At 71.1% G+C, this 15961-nt stretch carries 15 protein-coding genes; 3 read left to right on the forward strand and 12 right to left on the reverse strand.

The window, feature by feature from the left end:
* The first annotated feature begins 27 nt into the window (after positions 1-27).
* Positions 28-639: a PH domain-containing protein gene (locus Cch01nite_RS01570; protein ID WP_203747657.1), complete on the forward strand. Its 612-nt coding sequence runs from the start codon at positions 28-30 to the stop codon at positions 637-639.
* 63 nt (positions 640-702) lie between these two features.
* Here Cch01nite_RS01570 and Cch01nite_RS01575 read toward each other — a convergent pair whose 3' ends face one another.
* The 3 genes from Cch01nite_RS01575 to Cch01nite_RS01585 all read right to left on the reverse strand — a co-directional run bounded on the left by Cch01nite_RS01575 (position 703) and on the right by Cch01nite_RS01585 (position 5453).
* Positions 703-1779, reverse strand: a complete 1077-nt coding sequence (locus tag Cch01nite_RS01575; protein WP_203747659.1) for an ABC transporter permease — start codon at positions 1777-1779, stop codon at positions 703-705.
* Complete coding sequence (locus tag Cch01nite_RS01580) at positions 1776-3416, reverse strand: ABC transporter permease (protein ID WP_308439181.1); 1641 nt, start codon at positions 3414-3416, stop codon at positions 1776-1778. The genes Cch01nite_RS01575 and Cch01nite_RS01580 overlap by 4 nt, the downstream gene beginning before the upstream one ends.
* A gap of 180 nt (positions 3417-3596) precedes the next feature.
* Positions 3597-5453, reverse strand: a complete 1857-nt coding sequence (locus tag Cch01nite_RS01585) for an ABC transporter family substrate-binding protein (RefSeq protein WP_203747661.1) — start codon at positions 5451-5453, stop codon at positions 3597-3599.
* 385 nt (positions 5454-5838) lie between these two features.
* On the opposite strand from Cch01nite_RS01585, the gene Cch01nite_RS01590 reads away from it, so the two are divergent.
* Together Cch01nite_RS01590 and Cch01nite_RS01595 are read left to right on the forward strand one after the other, a co-directional pair.
* Positions 5839-6315 (forward strand): nitroreductase/quinone reductase family protein, encoded by a 477-nt coding sequence (locus Cch01nite_RS01590; protein WP_203747664.1) that lies wholly within the window; start codon positions 5839-5841, stop codon positions 6313-6315.
* 137 nt (positions 6316-6452) lie between these two features.
* Positions 6453-7850, forward strand: a complete 1398-nt coding sequence (locus Cch01nite_RS01595) for a sugar porter family MFS transporter (RefSeq protein ID WP_203747667.1) — start codon at positions 6453-6455, stop codon at positions 7848-7850.
* Positions 7851-7878: 28 nt separating this feature from the next.
* Here Cch01nite_RS01595 and Cch01nite_RS01600 read toward each other — a convergent pair whose 3' ends face one another.
* The 9 genes from Cch01nite_RS01600 to Cch01nite_RS01640 form a co-directional block, all read right to left on the reverse strand.
* Positions 7879-9015, reverse strand: coding sequence for a J domain-containing protein (locus Cch01nite_RS01600; protein ID WP_203747669.1), 1137 nt, complete (start codon positions 9013-9015; stop codon positions 7879-7881).
* Complete coding sequence (locus tag Cch01nite_RS01605; RefSeq protein ID WP_203747670.1) at positions 9012-9821, reverse strand: serine/threonine-protein kinase; 810 nt, start codon at positions 9819-9821, stop codon at positions 9012-9014. Before Cch01nite_RS01605 ends, Cch01nite_RS01600 begins: the two co-directional genes overlap by 4 nt.
* A gap of 136 nt (positions 9822-9957) precedes the next feature.
* Positions 9958-10422 carry a DUF8821 family protein gene (locus tag Cch01nite_RS01610; RefSeq protein ID WP_203747671.1) on the reverse strand — a complete coding sequence of 155 codons (465 nt, stop codon included), beginning with the start codon at positions 10420-10422 and terminating at the stop codon, positions 9958-9960.
* A gap of 43 nt (positions 10423-10465) precedes the next feature.
* Positions 10466-10897, reverse strand: a complete 432-nt coding sequence (locus Cch01nite_RS01615) for a DUF7832 domain-containing protein (protein ID WP_203747672.1) — start codon at positions 10895-10897, stop codon at positions 10466-10468.
* 156 nt (positions 10898-11053) lie between these two features.
* On the reverse strand, positions 11054-11491 hold the full coding sequence (locus Cch01nite_RS01620; RefSeq protein WP_203747673.1) for a DUF3592 domain-containing protein: 438 nt from the start codon (positions 11489-11491) through the stop codon (positions 11054-11056).
* Positions 11492-11708: 217 nt separating this feature from the next.
* Positions 11709-12794 (reverse strand): redox-regulated ATPase YchF, encoded by a 1086-nt coding sequence (ychF, locus tag Cch01nite_RS01625; protein ID WP_203747675.1) that lies wholly within the window; start codon positions 12792-12794, stop codon positions 11709-11711.
* Between the two features lie 31 nt (positions 12795-12825).
* Positions 12826-13485 carry a hypothetical protein gene (locus tag Cch01nite_RS01630; protein WP_203747676.1) on the reverse strand — a complete coding sequence of 220 codons (660 nt, stop codon included), beginning with the start codon at positions 13483-13485 and terminating at the stop codon, positions 12826-12828.
* 135 nt (positions 13486-13620) lie between these two features.
* Positions 13621-15177, reverse strand: coding sequence for a hypothetical protein (locus Cch01nite_RS01635; RefSeq protein WP_203747679.1), 1557 nt, complete (start codon positions 15175-15177; stop codon positions 13621-13623).
* Entirely contained in the window at positions 15153-15953 is an 801-nt protein-coding gene (locus Cch01nite_RS01640; protein WP_203747682.1) for an ABC transporter ATP-binding protein, read from the reverse strand. The genes Cch01nite_RS01635 and Cch01nite_RS01640 overlap by 25 nt, the downstream gene beginning before the upstream one ends.
* Positions 15954-15961: the final 8 nt, after the last annotated feature.

A 15961-nucleotide genomic window follows, 5' to 3' on the forward strand; every position in this document is an offset into this window, starting at 1 on the left:
TCCGAGCGGGTCTGCGACGATGGCCGCATGTCGTCGGACGTCGTGGTGTTCCGGCCGGGTTTCGGCCGCGGGCTGTCGGTGGTGGTGTGGGTCGGCTGCGCGTTCGTGGTGGTCAGCGGCCTGGTGCGGTCGCCCGGGACGACCTGGCAGTGGCTCCCGCTGGTCGCGCTCGTCGCGCTGCTGATGTGGGCCGCGTACTGGAACCCGGCGGTCGTCGTGACGCCCGCGGGCGTCGAGCTGCGCAACGTGCTGCGCACCGTCGAGCTGCCGTGGCCGACGATCCGGCTCGTCGACGTGAAGTACGCCCTCACCCTCGAGACGGCGTGGGGCTCGTACTCCTCGTGGGCGGCACCGGCCCCGAGCCGCACGCGCGCCCGGACGGCCGGCCCGGGCGACATGGCGCACCTGCCCGAGAGCAGCTACGGCCCGGGCGGCACCGTCCGGCCCGGCGACCTCATGTCCTCGGACTCCGGGCAGGCCGCCGCGCTCGTCCGCTCCCGGTGGGAGGAGGTCCGTGACGCGGGCCTGCTCGACGACCCCCGGCTCGAGCGCAGCCGACCCGTGGTGCGTGTGCACGTGGCGCTCATCGCGTCCGTGCTGTTCCTCGCCGCCCTGTCCGTGCTGACGCTCACGCTCTGACGCGCCCGGCCGACCCTCACGCTCGGGGGCGTCGGACCGACGCCCTGAGCCGCCGCCCATGGATCAGGCCTTCGCCGACGCGACCGCGCGGGCCGCGGCGTGCTCACGCCGACGGTCGGCACGTGCGAGCGCCCGACGGGTCGGGATGCGCCGCTGCCGCGGGTCGAAGGCGTCACGCAGACCGTCACCGATGAAGTTGATGGTCAGCGCGATCGTCACGATGAACAGGCCGGGCCACCAGAACAGCCACGGCCGCGTCGCGAACGCGGTCTGGTACTCGCTGATGAGCTGCCCCAGCGACACCTCGGGCGACTGGATGCCGAACCCGAGGTAGCTGAGCGCCGTCTCGAGCAGGATCGCGGCCGCCATCAGCAGCGTCGCGTTGACGATGATCACGCCGATCGCGTTCGGCAGGATGTGCTTGAACATGATCCGGCCGTTGCTCGCGCCGGCCACGCGCGCGGCGTCGACGAACTCCCGCTCGCGCAGCGACAGGAACTCACCGCGGACGAGCCGGGCCATGCCGGTCCACGACACGATGGCCAGCGCGAAGGCCAGCGCCCACGGGCTCGCACCGCCGACCCACTTGCCGAGGATCGCGCCGATCATGATCACGGGGATCGTGATGAACATGTCCGTGACCCGCATGAGCACGTTGTCGGTCCGGCCGCGGAAGAAGCCCGCGGACGCGCCGATGACGATGCCGATGAACGTCGAGACGATGCCGAGCACGAACATCACGGTGAGCGACTGCTGCGTGCCGCGCATGACGACCGCGAAGCCGTCCTTGCCGATGTTGTCCTGCCCGAACGGGTGGTCCCCGAAGGTGAAGCTGCCGTCGTGCCACCCCATCGTGGGCGCACCACCGGCGTTGGTGATCGGGTTGAGCTCCCGGTAGTCGTACTTCCACCAGCCGGGGATGGGACCCCAGCCGATCGACGTCGTGACGAGGACGATGACGAAGAGCAGGACGAACGCCGAGATCATCGCGCCGCGGTGCCGCACGAAGCGGCGCAGGACGATGCGGCCCTGGGAGAGGCCCTCGACCTCCTTGAGCTCGATGGCGTTCTCGTTCTGCTCCACGGCCTCCGCCGGGTCGTGGTGCTCCTCGGCGGGCTGGAGCGGTGGCTGGAGCGTCATGCGTTCACCCGAATCCGGGGGTCCAGGGCCGCGTACACGAAGTCCACGACGATGTTGGCGACGACGAGCAGCGTGGCCGTCACGATGAAGTAGCCCATGACCACGTCGGCGTCGGCGGTCTGCAGGCCCTTGAGGAACATGGTGCCCATGCCGCTCCACGCGAAGATGCGCTCGGTGATGATCGCGCCACCGAAGAGGGCGGCGAGGTCCAGCGGGACGACGGTCGCGAGCGGGATCAGGGAGTTGCGGAACCCGTGCCGCACCGTGACGACGCGCTCGGGAAGGCCTTTGGCGCGCGCCGTGCGGATGTAGTCGTGGTTCATCACCTCGAGCAGGCTGGCCCGCGAGTAGCGCGTGTAGGCCGCGAACGAGATGAGGATCAGCGCGATCGTCGGCAGCAGCAGGTGCGTGAACTTGTCGAGCACCTCGACCCAGAAGTCGCCCTGCAGGCCCGGCGTCTGCGACCCGATGGTCGCGATCGGCCGCCCGTTGATGCGCGTGGAGTTCGAGTACGTGTACCAGACCGCCATGACGCGGTCGACGAAGATGAGGAAGCCGACGCCGACCGCGGTGATCGCGGCCGCCCGGGCGGAGACCACCCGGTCCGGTCCGCCGAACAGGTAGCCGATGAGCAGGCCCGCGCCGACCGCCACGACGGCCAGCCCGATGATGAGCGGCCAGCTGGCGTTCACGAACGCGTACTGCAACGGGTAGTACAGCGCGACGCCCAGCGCGACCGTGGTCAGTGCGGAGTACAGCGCACGCCGGTTCTTCAGCCCGGCGCCGAGCGCGACGACCGCGTAGGCGATGCCGACGCCGAGCGCGCCGATCACCACCGGCCCCAGGCTCGGGTCGAGCAGCCACCCGGTCTCGGAGACGAACACGAGCACCGCGGCGGTCGCGAGGGCCGCGACACCGAAGGTGGTGAGTCGCCGTCGGAGCGGTCCGCCGATGATCGCGGACCACACGATGCCGGCGATCACCGCGAGCAGGACCGTCGTCCCGGTCTTGACGACGGGGTCGGCGAGGAAGTCGTTGAAGCCGATGGCACCCCACTGCTTGAGCAGCACGGCGACCCAGAAGCTGGGGAGCGAGTACAGGACGAACGAGCCGAACGTCACCGAGTAGTCGAAGCCCGTGTACTGCCGCAGCGCGGACACGATGCCGACCACGACGCCGAGGCCGATCGCGAGGAACGTCGCCGTGGCGACGAGCTGCACGGTCGAGTACACGGCGCCCTGCAGCATCGACGTCACCTGGTTGCCGGTCACCCAGCTGGTCCCGAGGTCGCAGTTGCCGACGAGGCACCCGGCGGCGCCGCGCAGCCACTCGAGCCACCGCAGCGCGGGCGGCGTGTCGAGGTTGAGCGCGTTGATGCGGGCCTCGATGAGCTGGGCCTTGTTCGGGGCCGTGCTCGTGCGGAGGTCCTCGAGCGGGTCGATCGCGTACGCCAGCAGCATGTAGACGATGAACGTCGCGCCGACGAGGACGATGAGGGACGACAGGAACCGGCGACCGAGGAACGTCGCCATGGGCGCGCCGCGGCGCTGTCGTCTGACCGGAGCGGGAGCGACGTCCGACGCGGATCGCGCGTCGGTCTCGGCTGCTGCGCTGCCGGAAGTGGTGGTGGTGGCCATCAGGGGTCCTTGACCTGGAGACGGGCTCGTGCCGACGAATTCTACGCGCGCGAGGTGGGCGCGGCCGGTCGGCACCCGTCTGCGACGGACTTTCCGGGCCACGCCAGCGGGGGCACCACGGTCGGGATGACCGCCGTGGTGCCCCCGCTGAGCGTGGGTGTCACACGGTGTGGATCAGCGTCAGCTCTCGGCGGGAGCCGGCGTCTCCGTCGGACCCTCGAGGGTGTCGTCCGCGCTGATCTCCCAGTCCCAGTAGTTCCAGAAGATCGTCGGCGACAGCGCGATCGTCGAGACGCCCTTCAGGACGTCGCGGTGAGCGACGACACCGGGGAACTGGAAGATGTTGACACCGAACGCGTCATCGTTCATCTGCTTCTCGATGTTGATGATGAGCTCGGTCTCCTTGTCCGCGTCCGTGTTGGTCGACATGTCCTTGTACCAGCCGTCGACCTTCTCGTTGGAGTACCCACCGAAGTTGTTCAGACCGTCGGTGATGTAGTTCGCCTCGGAGTTCAGGGCGTAGGTGTTCGTGGACTGCCAGCCGAACAGCGAGGCGTCGTAGGTGCCGTTGCCGAGCTTGGAGCCCCAGGCGTCGTCACCGTTGTCCAGCACGTTGAAGCCCGCCTGCGCGGCCGAGGCCGAGATCAGCTGGAACTCGTTGGCACGGCGGACGTTCGACTTGCCGTACAGGAAGCGGACGTCGATCGGCGTCGTGACGCCGGCCTGCGCGAGGAGCGCCTTGGCGCCGTCGATGTCGACGTTCGTCCAGGCGTCCGAGCCGTTGTTCTTGACGACCTCGTCGTAGTTCGCGGCACCCGGGACGACGGTGAACGAGTCACGCGTCTTGGCGTCCGGGTTCAGCGGCTTGATGAGCTTCTCGATGATCTCCTGGCGGGGGATCGTCTTGAGGAACGCCTCGCGCACCAGCTTGGCCTTCTCGGCGTCGCCGCCGTAGGTGGCCGGGTCGAACGGGCCGCCGTTGTTGAAGGTCAGGTCGACGTGCTCGTACGTGCCCTCGTCACCGGTGGTGTACGAGATGCCGTCGATGCCGTCGAGCGTCTTGAGGACGTCCACCGAGGACTGCGGCGCGATGAGGTCGACCTCACCGTTCTGCAGGGCGGTGACGGACGCGAGCGGGTCCTCCGTGTAGCGGATGGTGACCGACTCGACCTTGGGCTTCGGGCCCCAGGTGTAGTCCTTGTTGGCCGAGAGCGTCAGGTACTGGTTCTCGACGTAGTCCGTGATGACGTACGCGCCGTAGGAGAGGTACTTCTCCTTCTCGGCGGGGAGCTTGGTGAAGTTGAAGTCGTTGTTGAAGGACTTCGAGAGCTTCGCCAGCGCCTCCTTGTCGTCGTTCTTGAACGCGTCCTCGACGGCCTGCTTGCCCTCCTTCGGGTCGTCGATGCCGAGCGCGAGCTTCGCCAGCGCGTGGGCCGCGATCGGCGACGCCTGGAAGGAGACCTCCCAGTCGGAGCGCGGCTCGGTGTAGCTCAGCGTGACGGAGCGGCCGTCGTCGCCGATCTCCGGGAAGTCCGTGATGAGGTTCATGGCCGGCGACGAGCCGTCGAAGTACACCGCGGCGGCGTCCTTCGCGTCGATCGAGCCGTCCTCGCCGTATTCGACGTCGTCGCCGGTGACGGTGTCGAACTGGTCGTTCTGCGAGCCCCAGTAGAGGATCAGGTCGGCGGCGTCGACGGCGGTGCCGTCGGACCACTTGACGCCCTCGTTGATCGTGTACTTCACCTTGAACGGGTCTTCGCTCACGACCTCGTACTTCCCGAAGTCCTCGTTCTTCGCGAGCTTCAGGTCGCCGTCGTAGTAGTTGAAGAACGAGTTCATCAGGTAAAGGATGTTCGCGTTCGTCGTGGCGTTGCCGTTCGACGTGAGGTTGTTCGTCGAGCGGAACGGCTCGTTCCAGCCGACGTTGACCGCGGTGTCTTCCTCGATGGTGGAGCCCGCCGGACCGGAGCATGCGCCCAGCACGAGCGCGCCGGCCGCGACGACCGCGGCGGCGGCGCTGATTCGCCTGATCTTCAATGTTCCTCCTGGGAAGGGGTGGACGGTGATCTCCGGGCCGAGAGCAGGATCACTGTTCGCCGGTATGTCACGTAGATACACGTCCGCCGTGAGTTGCGCACACGCTAGTCAAGCAGGGTCGGACATATCGGGCACGGTGACCACGAACGGCGGATCGTTATCTGATTGATACTGGCCGGTACTGTCCAGCATACGAGACAGCGGCCTGCGGAAACATCCTTGAAACCTGCCAGATCTGGCCCCCGAGCAGCAAGATCGGACATCTCGGCCCTCGACACACCCTCTATGTGCTATGCACCAGACCTTGGTGTCTGCTATGGGACCCCGTCGGGGCCGTCGGCCTGGCCGTGCGAAGCACCGCGGCGCGTGCCGCACACTCGTGGGCGTGGACATCACCGCCGCCCTGCGCCGCGCCGGCCGCACCCGCTGGTTCGCCCGCCTCGGCCGCGCCGTCTCCCGGATCGACAAGCGCATCCAGAAGGCCACCGACGGCCGCTGGAGCGTGCTCGGCCGCCCCACGCTCCCCCACCTCATCCTCACGACCACGGGCCGCAGGTCCGGCGAGCCGCGCGACGCCGCGCTCCTCTACGCCCGCGACGGCGAGCGCTGGGTCGTCATCGGCTCGAACTGGGGCCAGCAGCACCACCCCGCCTGGTCCGGCAACCTGCTCGCCGACCCCCACGCCGCCGTCACCGTGGGCGGGCGGCGCGTCGAGGTGGTCGCGCACCTCGCCGACGACGACGAGCGCGCCCGGCTCCTGGGTACGCTGCGCGCGATCTGGCCCGGGTACGACGACTACGACGCGCGGACCGTCCGCGAGCTGCGGGTCTTCGTGCTGACCCCGGCGGTGCCCGCCGGATAGACCCGCGCCACGAGCACCCGTCCACAGCGTGAGGTGCAGCCCGCCGCCCGCGGGTCGACCATGGCCGCAGGGGCAGGGACCAGGACGTCGAGCAACGAGCGCACTCCCTCGACCTCGCACGGTCGCAAGGGGGCACCATGAACGGGCTCGTGCTGAGAAGCGCCATCGTCGCCGCACTGGGCGGACTCCTCTTCGGGTTCGACACCGCGGTCATCTCCGGCACCACCGAGGACCTCGAACGGGTCTACGACATCGGCGGGTTCATGCTCGGGTTCACCGTCGCGACCGCCCTCATCGGCACCATCGTCGGCGCCCTCGCCGCGAGCCGGCCCGCCGACAGGTACGGCCGCCGCAAGGTCCTGTTCGCGATCGGCATCCTGTACTTCGTCGGAGCGCTCGGCAGCGGGCTCGCGAGCGACCTGTGGCTGTTCATGGTGTTCCGGTTCCTCGGCGGGATCGGCGTCGGCGTCGCGTCCGTCGTCGCCCCCATCTACACGGCCGAGATCGCCCCGCCGAGGTACCGCGGACGGCTCGTCGGGCTCGTGCAGTTCAACATCGTGCTCGGCATCCTGCTCGCCTACCTGTCGAACTTCGTCATCGAGAACACGCTGCCGCAGGACACCGCCTGGCGCTGGATGTTCATGGTCATGGCGTTCCCCGCCGTCGTCTTCTTCCTGCTGCTGTTCACGGTGCCCGAGACGCCCCGCTGGCTGTTCTCCGTCGGGCGGCGCGAGGAGGCCGTCGCGGTGGTCGACCGGACCACGGGCTCGCCCGAGGAAGCAGAGTTCGAGATCCGCGAGATCGAGGAGGCGCTCGCCAAGCTCCACGGCGCCACACGCGTGCCGTTCTTCGTCCGGCAGAACCGGCGCGTCATCCTGCTGGCCTTCGCGATCGCCGCGTTCAACCAGCTCTCCGGCATCAACGCGATCCTCTACTACGCCCCCGACATCTTCCGGATGGCCGGCGCCGGGGACAACGCGGCCTCGCTGCAGAGCGTCGTCGTCGGTCTCGTCAACCTCGTCGCGACCATGGCCGCCCTCACGGTCATCGACCGGATCGGGCGACGGCGCCTGATGTTCGTCGGGTCCATCGGGTACCTCGTGAGCCTCGGGGCGCTCGCCGTCGTGTTCTTCGCGTTCGACGGCGAGTTCTCGGGCTTCTCCAGCGTGCTCGTGCTCGCCGGGCTCGTCGTGTTCATCGCGTCCCACGCCTTCGGGCAGGGGTCCGTGATCTGGGTGTTCATCTCCGAGATCTTCCCCAACCGCATCCGTGCCCGCGGGCAGTCCCTCGGGTCGCTCACCCACTGGGTGTTCGCCGCCGCCGTGTCCTGGACGTTTCCCGGGATCGCCTCCGCGCTCGGCGGTGGGACGGCCTTCGCGCTCTTCTTCGTGTGCATGATCGGGCAGCTGGTCTGGGTCGTCCTCGTCATGCCCGAGACCAAGGGCGTGCCGCTCGAGGAGATGGAGAGGAGCCTCGGGATCGAGCTCAGCGAGGAGGACGTCGCCGGCGCCGGCTCGGGACCGCAGGGCCACTGACGGCGCCCGTGCAGCTCGGCGCCCGCCGTCAGACGCGCGCGGCCGCCAGCGCGTCCGCCAGGACCGACCGCCACTCCTCCGGCGCACCCGGCAGGGCGAGCGCGACGACGTCACCGTCCGCGTCGAGGACCACCCACATGTGCGCGGGGACCCAGGCGCCGAGCACCATCGGGACCGCCGCGCCCCCGTCGTCCGGCAGGCGCACCATCGCAACCGTCGCGTCACCGTCGCCCGCGAGCGACTCCACCCACCACACCGTGCCACCGGTGTCCCGGCGCACGGCCAGCAGGTCGTTCCACGCGTGCGCGCGCGCCAGGACGGCCCGCGCCGCGGCCACGCGCCGGTCGTGCGCCGCGTCGTGAGCACCCCGCCGGCTCAGCCGCGCGTGCCGCTGCTCGACCCACACGCAGGCCGTCGCCGTCGCGACCGCGGCGACGAGGAACATCGCGCTCGCGGCACCGCTCGCGTCGGTCGCGCCCAGCACCAGCACGAGCACCAGCACCGACTCGACGAGCACCAGTGCCGCCGTCCGGGCCGCGCTGGAGTCCCGCTGCCTCGAGCGCGCTGCCAGCACCAGGGCGGCGAGCACGGCGACGAAGCACGCCATCCCGACGGGCTCCGAGCCTCGGGGACCGCTGCGCACCGCGGGGAGGGACGCCAGCACGACGAACCCGGCGGCGGACGCCAGTGCCGTGGCGCGGGCGAACCGCTCCTGCTCGTCGGCAGGCTCCGGGCGGAAGGGCTCGGGCGCCACGTCGACGTCGTCCGGCAGCACGAGAGGCTCCGACGTGTACGGGTCGGGCACGACGCCGTCCCAGGCCGCGTCGGGTCCCTGATCCGGCGCCGTCTCCCGGTCCGACGGCGGCACGTGGTCCGGTCGCGCGGGCTCCGGCCGCGCGGGTTCCGGGACCTCCGCGTCGTCGTCGAACGGCACCGACGCGCCCCATGCGTCGTCGTCCCACGACGGCTCGCCCGAGAGCTCGGCGTCGTAGGCCTCGCGCCGCTGCGGGTTCGACAAGACCTCCCACGCCGCCTGGACGGCGGCGAACTGCTCGGCGCTGCCGCCCGTGTCCGGGTGCGCCCGCCGGACGGCGGCGCGGTAGGCACGGCGCAGGTCGTCGTCGGAGGCGTCGGACGCGACCCCGAGCAGCTCGTAGTGAGTCACGATCCCGCCGCCAGCCGTGCACGCTGCACGTCCGGGCCGCCCAGCGCGAACGTGACCTGCTCGACGAGCCACGGCGTGCGCGCCATCCGGGCCCGCTGCGCCGCGACGGTGGCACCAGGGACCGCCGCGACCGACCGGGTGGCGCGCACGACCACGGCCGCCGCGGTCCCCAGACGCAGCACCAGGACGTCCTGCGCGAGCGGGAAACCCGCCGAGCTCTGCTGCTGGACGAGGGTGCCGAGCCAGACGGTCGGTTCGGGCACCCGTCCCTCCGCGCCGGCACGCACGGCGCCCGGCAAGAACGTCCACGCCGTCGCCGCCTCCGCGTGCGCAGACGGGACGGGCGCCGGCTGCGTCATCCGGACCTGACCCTCGGAGCCGGGCTCCGCGACCTCGGCGTCCACCGAGCCGACCCGGCGGTCCGGCACCCCCCGCACCGCGTACGCGGCCAGGGCACGCTCCCGCCACGGGCCCACGGCCTCGACGCCACCGCGAGGGCCGGGCGCGACGGACCGCACCACCTCGGCGACGAAGACGACGTCCCGGTACGCGCGCCACGCCCGGCACACCTGCACCGGCAACCCGTCGGCGACGTCCAGCTCGGCATCCAGCCCCGCGCACTCACCCACGAACGCCGTGGCGCGCGTCGTCCGGTCGCGCAGGTCCGACGGCAGGTCGTCCCACGACACCGGGCGACGGTCGAACGCCACCGACTCCGTGCTCACCGCCGCCGGCGACCCCGGGGCGGTCAGCTCCGACCCGCCCCGCAGCACGACCGCGTGCGCCCCTGACCCGACATCCGTCACGCAGGCCTCCCCCTCGGTCGTGCGCGTCGGCCGACACCCTAGCCAGGCCGCACCCGGCCCCGCCCGGGCATTCCGCGCCCTCGACCGTCGGTCCGGCCAGGTCAGTGCACGCGCATGGCCGACGACGCAGGCACGCTCAGTACTCGCCCTTGACGACGAAGAACGAGCCCCGGATCGTCCCGGCGAGCTTCGACTTCTGCCGGGCGAACTTGAAGCGGTCCGCGAGCTCGGCCGGGACCTCCATGCCGTCCGAGAGCTTGAAGCCGACCGCTCGCTTCCCGCCCTCCTCCAGGGTGTAGAGCACATTGATCGACAGGCCCGACTCGTAGAACACGTAGGTCCAGCGGATCCCGTCGACCTCGAAGGACGTCGCCTCGAGCGGTCGCGAGCCGATGACGAGGTCCCGCTCCTCCTGCAGGACGCGACTCACGTACGCCACCGCGTCCTGCGCCTCCGACGCCGGCTCGACCGTGAAGACGTGGTCGTACTTGTTCCGGAAGTACCGGGCCTCGTTGGCGCGCAGGCCCGCGAGGGCCTCGGCGACCGGTGACGACTCCAGGCCGGTGGTGGAGACGTTCTCGAAATCGACGACGTACGACACGTGTCCTCCTCGGGTTCGTGCGGAATCTACGGCAGCGCGGCTGTCAGCGAGCCGCCGTCCGGAAGTCGTCCCACCGTGCGGAGACGCGTGCCGCGAGAAGTCGATAGCTCGCGTCGGTGTACGTCACGTGGAAGAAGGACGGCAGCTCCCCGACCAGGACGCTGTCGTAGTCCGCGAGGTACTGACCGTGCTGGTAGTCGAAGTAGGAGTCGACGAAGGGTCGAGCCTCCGCAGACACCATGTCGCTCACGAAGCACCGGTCCCACCACTCGAACAGCCAGAAGATCGACTGCCGCCCCGACCGGTACGCCTTGAGCGCACGGCCGGCCCCGCCCTTCGTCATCTCACGGCTGACGAGGTCGTTCTCGATCAGCCAGCGCAGGAAGTAGACGATGTGGTGGTCGGCATGCTCATGAGGAAGGCCTTCCTCCTCCACGCTCTCGTCGTGGTACTTGGCCTTGTCGTAGACCAGCATGAGTTCCCCTCGCCGCCCGTGCGTCACTTCGCGTCGCACATTGAACCGGAACGCGACGACATCGTGCTGCCGACCTGCACCCGGCGCGCGCCCAGCGGTTGCAGGGTCAGACGTTGAAGCGGAACTCCACCACGTCGCCGTCGGGCTCCATTGCCGTCACGCCGTCAGCCAGCGCAGCTTGCTCCAGTCCAGGCGCCTCGTCCACGTCAACCAGGCCAGCACACCGGCCGTGACGGCCGCGGCTGCGAGGAGCCAACTGAGCAGGAAGTCGGGACCCATCCGCACGTCGGCGATCGTGGACGGGTCCTCAGGGTCGTACAGAACGACCGGTCTGTCCCCGACGCGCGGCCGGGGACTCCACCTGTAGTTGGCGACCTCCACGGTCTGCTCCTGGCCAGCCTGGTCCACGAAACTGACGGTGACGTAACTGTTGTCCGTGCGGGCCGTCGCCTGGTGGACGTCCACCACGACTGCGCTCGCCTGCACACCACGCTCCTGCAGGGCATGGGCCGCGCCGTACGCGAACCACGTGCCCGCCGTCGTGCCGACGGCAACCAGGACGAGCAGGACCGTCGACACCTGTGCGCTGTTCACCCAGTCGGCGAACCCGCGGCGTGGCCCTCTCGGCGGCCGAGGGGGCGGTGGGGGCAGGGCTCCTCCGAAGCGAGGGCCACGACGCTTCACCTGGCGGGCCCGACGACCACGACGTCGGTCACATCCTCGACGACGGCCGAGCTCAGATCATCACCGTCGATGGTCCACGACGAGACCCTTGCGCGCATCACGCGACCCTTCGAGCGAACGGCCATCGCTACACGTTGAAGCGGAACTCCACGACGTCGCCGTCGGCCATCACGTAGTCCTTGCCCTCGATGCGGGCCTTCCCGGCGGCGCGGGCGGCGGCGACGGAGCCGGCGGACACGAGGTCGTCGAACGAGATGACCTCGGCCTTGATGAAGCCCTTCTGGAAGTCCGTGTGGATCACGCCGGCGGCCTGCGGGGCCGTCCAGCCCTGGTGGATCGTCCAGGCGCGGGCCTCCTTCGGGCCGGCGGTCAGGTACGACTGCAGGCCGAGGGTGTGGAAGCCGACGCGGGCGAGCTGGTCGAGGCCCGCCTCGTCCTGGCCGTTGTCGGCCAGCATCTCGCGAGCCTCGTCGGGCTCGAGCTCGACGAGCTCGGACTCGAACTTGGCGTCGAGGAAGATCGCGTCGGCGGGGGCGACGAGGGCGCGCAGCTCGTCCTGCATCGCGGTGTCGGCGAGGCCGGCGTCGTCGGTGTTGAAGACGTAGATGAACGGCTTGCTCGTCATGAGCTGGAGCTGGTTCACGTACTCGGGGTCGAGGCCCGCGGCGGCGGCGCCGGCGAAGAGGGTCTGGCCCTTCTCGAGCAGCGCCTGGGCGCCCTGAGCGGCGGCGAGGAGGGCCGGGTCGGCCTTCTTGCCCTTGACCTCCTTCTCGAGACGCGGGACCGCCTTCTCGAGGGTCTGCAGGTCGGCGAGGATCAGCTCGGTGGCGATGATCTCGATGTCGTCCTTCGGGTTCACCGCGCCGGAGACGTGCACGACGTCCGGGTCGGCGAACGCGCGCGTGACCTGGCAGATCGCGTCGGCCTCGCGGATGTTGGCGAGGAACTTGTTGCCCAGGCCCTCCCCCTCGCTGGCGCCCTTGACGATCCCCGCGATGTCCACGAACGAGACGGTGGCGGGCAGGATCCGCTCCGAGCCGAACAGGTCGGCCAGCACGTTCAGGCGCGGGTCGGGCAGCGGGACGACGCCGACGTTGGGCTCGATCGTCGCGAACGGGTAGTTCGCCGCGAGGACCTGCGCGCGGGTCAGGGCGTTGAAGAGGGTGGACTTGCCGACGTTGGGCAGGCCGACGATGCCGATGGTGAGTGCCACGGGCGGCAAGTCTACGGGGCGGTGCTCGCTCCTAGCCGCCGTAGATGGAGCCGTCGGTCTTGGTCTGGGTGACGACGCCCCCGCTGGCCGAGCTGTCGTTCTCGACGCTCACCGAGACCACGCGGGTGCCGCCGTCCTCCAGGTTCACGGCGCGGACGATCCCGACGTGGGAGGAGCCGTTGGCCGACCAGACGTCACCGACCCGCGCCCCCTGCAGGTCGGCCGAGCGCTGCGTCAGCGAGGCGAGGAGCTCCGTGACCCGGTACTTGAAGCCGAGCTCGCACACGCGGCTGGTCCCGGTGGGGCCGCCGCGCTGGTGGGCCACCCAGTGGGCGCACCCGGTGCCCGGGATGGCGCGCCACCCCGCCCGGCTGTTCTCGAGCTCGATGAAGCAGCTCCTGGGCACGACGTGGGCGTCGACCATCTCCCGGGCCTGCTCCCTGGTCCGGGGGCGCGGTCGGTCCTGGAGCTCCTCGGCCTCGCTCGGCTCACCGGCGTCCTCGGGGTGCTCCAGCTCGTCCCGCTGCACCGCGGGGAACGCACGGGTGCCCTGCACCCAGCTGACCGTGGCCTTGTTGCCGGCGGTCGCCTGCAGGGCCAGCAGGGACCGGGGAGCGGCCGGCGACTCGGCCTCCTCCGGGCGGGTGGGCGTGCGGGGCGGGCGTCCACCGACGGTGTCCCGCGCCCACATCTGGACCTCCCGGAGGCGACCTGCTCCCGACCCTCCAGTGTCGGCGACGGCCGGCGAGGATGTCGAGGCGGTCGGCGATCCGTGCTCGATCGGGCAGACCCCGACCGGGCCGGCACGCCGCCCCGGCCCAGGTTCCTAGGGGAACGAGACGAGCCGGCTCAGGAGCGCGGTCTGCCGGCGCTCCAACGCGCGGCCACCGATCCGGACGCCGACGACCAGGAACGTCACCCCGAGCGCCACCCCGACGAGCAGCGCGAGCCCGCCGAGCACCGCCGACCCCTGCTGCACGGCGACGACGGCGAGCCCGATCGTCGGCAGCACGAGCCCGAACGTCGCCGCCCACCCCGCGAGCTGGGACGTCACCGCCGCGGTGGACCCGCCCTGGCGCGAGCCGAACGGGTTCTCCCCGACCTTCTGCACGGGCATGACGACGAGCGCGGACGCGACGCTCGCGACGCCCAGCGCCGTGAGGAACACGCCGATGGACAGACCGAGGACGGCCGGCAGGTCGCCGCCGTGCCCCGTCGCGACCGTCGGCACGACCGCGAACACCAGCACGGCGGGCAGGCCGAGCACGGTCACGGCCAGCACCCGGCCGAGCCGGTCCGTCCACCCGCGCAGCGGCGCCGCGACGTGCGTCCAGAACGCCGTCCCGTCGAACGAGACGTCCTGCGAGATGCTCCAGCCCAGGAAGAACGCGGTGACCGGCCCGACGAGCAGCAGCACCTGGCTGTCCGGCGCGACGACCCACATGATCAGCGGGAACACCGGGATGAACACGATCGACATCGCGTACCGCGGGTCGCGGACCCAGTAGGTGAGGCACCGGGCGGTGACGGCACCGAGCGGCGACGCGGGGAGGCGGCCGAACCACCCGAGCCCGTGCGCCTTCGACGAGCCCTGCTCGTGCGGCGGGTTCACCGCGCTGTGCGCGAGGCCCCGGTCCCAGACGATCGCCAGGACGAGCACGGTGACGAGCGCGACGGCCAGCCGCGCGAGGGCCCCCAGCGGGTCGCCGTCCGTGACGGCCGCCGGGACCGCCCAGGCGGCGCCCAGAGGCGACCAACCGAGCACGAGGACGACGCGGTCGAGGGTGCCCGCGCCGACGTCGAGCCGGTGCGCCTGGCTCAGCACGGGCCCGAGCAGGATGAACGGCAGCACGACGAGCACCGCCAGGATCTCCCGGAACCGGCGCTTGGCCAGGAGCGTCGACATGAGCGTCGTCGTCGTGCGGCTCGCGACGATGCACGTGAGCACGCCGAGGACCGAGCCGACGAGCCCGGCGACGACGGCGAGCGGGTCCCGCCACCACACGCCCGCCACGGTGAGCGCCACGAGCGTCGTCACGACCCCGGGGACACCCACGAGGGCACCGATCGCCAGGCCCGTGACGAGCGCGCGCCGCGGGATGGGGAACAGCACGAACCGGGCCGGGTCGACCGTCGCGTCCACCCCGAACGCGAGGAGCGGCACGAGCGCCCACGCGAGGACCAGCACGGACCCCAGGAGCACCGTGACCGTGGGCAGCAGGTCCGGGCGGGTCACGCTCGTCCCGACGAGCCCCGCGAAGACGAGCCCGAGCACGACCAGCCCGTACAACGCCGCGACGGCCAGGCCGACGATCTGCCACGCGCTGCGGCGCAGGCCGTTGCGCAGCAGCGTGAGCTTCAGTCGGACGAGGTGCGCAACCACGCGAGCCCCTCCCCGCCGACGCGACCGCCCACGAGCTCGACGAACCTGTCCTCCAGGCTCGCGTCGCCGCGGACCTCGTCGACCGTGCCCGCCGCGAGGACGTGCCCCCCGGCGATCACGGCCACGTGGTCGCACATCCGCTGGACGAGGTCCATGACGTGCGACGACACGATCACGGTGCCGCCGCTCGCGACGTACGACGCGAGGATGTCGCGGATGTTCGCCGCCGAGACCGGGTCGACGGCCTCGAACGGCTCGTCGAGCACGAGCAGCCGCGGGGCGTGCACCAGCGCGCACGCGAGCGCGACCTTCTTCGTCATGCCCGCCGAGTAGTCCACGACGAGCGTCTGCGCGTCCGCGGCGAGGTCGAGCGCGGCGAGCAGGTCCGCGGTGCGGGCGGCGGTGGTCTCGCGGTCCAGGCCGTGCAGCAGCCCCGCGTACGTGATGAGCTGCGCGCCCGTGAGCCGGTCGAACAGTCGCACGCCGTCGGGGAGGACACCGAGGACGGCCTTGACGCCCACCGGGTCCGCCCACAGGTCGCGGCCGTGCACCAGGACCGTGCCGAAGTCGGGCTGCAGGAGCCCGGTCGCCATCGACAGCGTCGTCGTCTTGCCCGCGCCGTTCGGGCCGACGAGGCCGTAGAACGAGCCGGCCGGCACCGTCAGGTCGATGCCGGCGACCGCGATCTTCTGGCCGAACCGGCGCCACAGACCCTGGAGCAGGAGCGCGGGGGGCGCCTGGTCGGGCAGGGTGGCGCGGACGTCCTCGGGCGGCATCCGGTCAG

The organism is Cellulomonas chitinilytica (assembly GCF_016862675.1).
Classification (GTDB): Bacteria; Actinomycetota; Actinomycetes; order Actinomycetales; family Cellulomonadaceae; genus Cellulomonas; species Cellulomonas chitinilytica.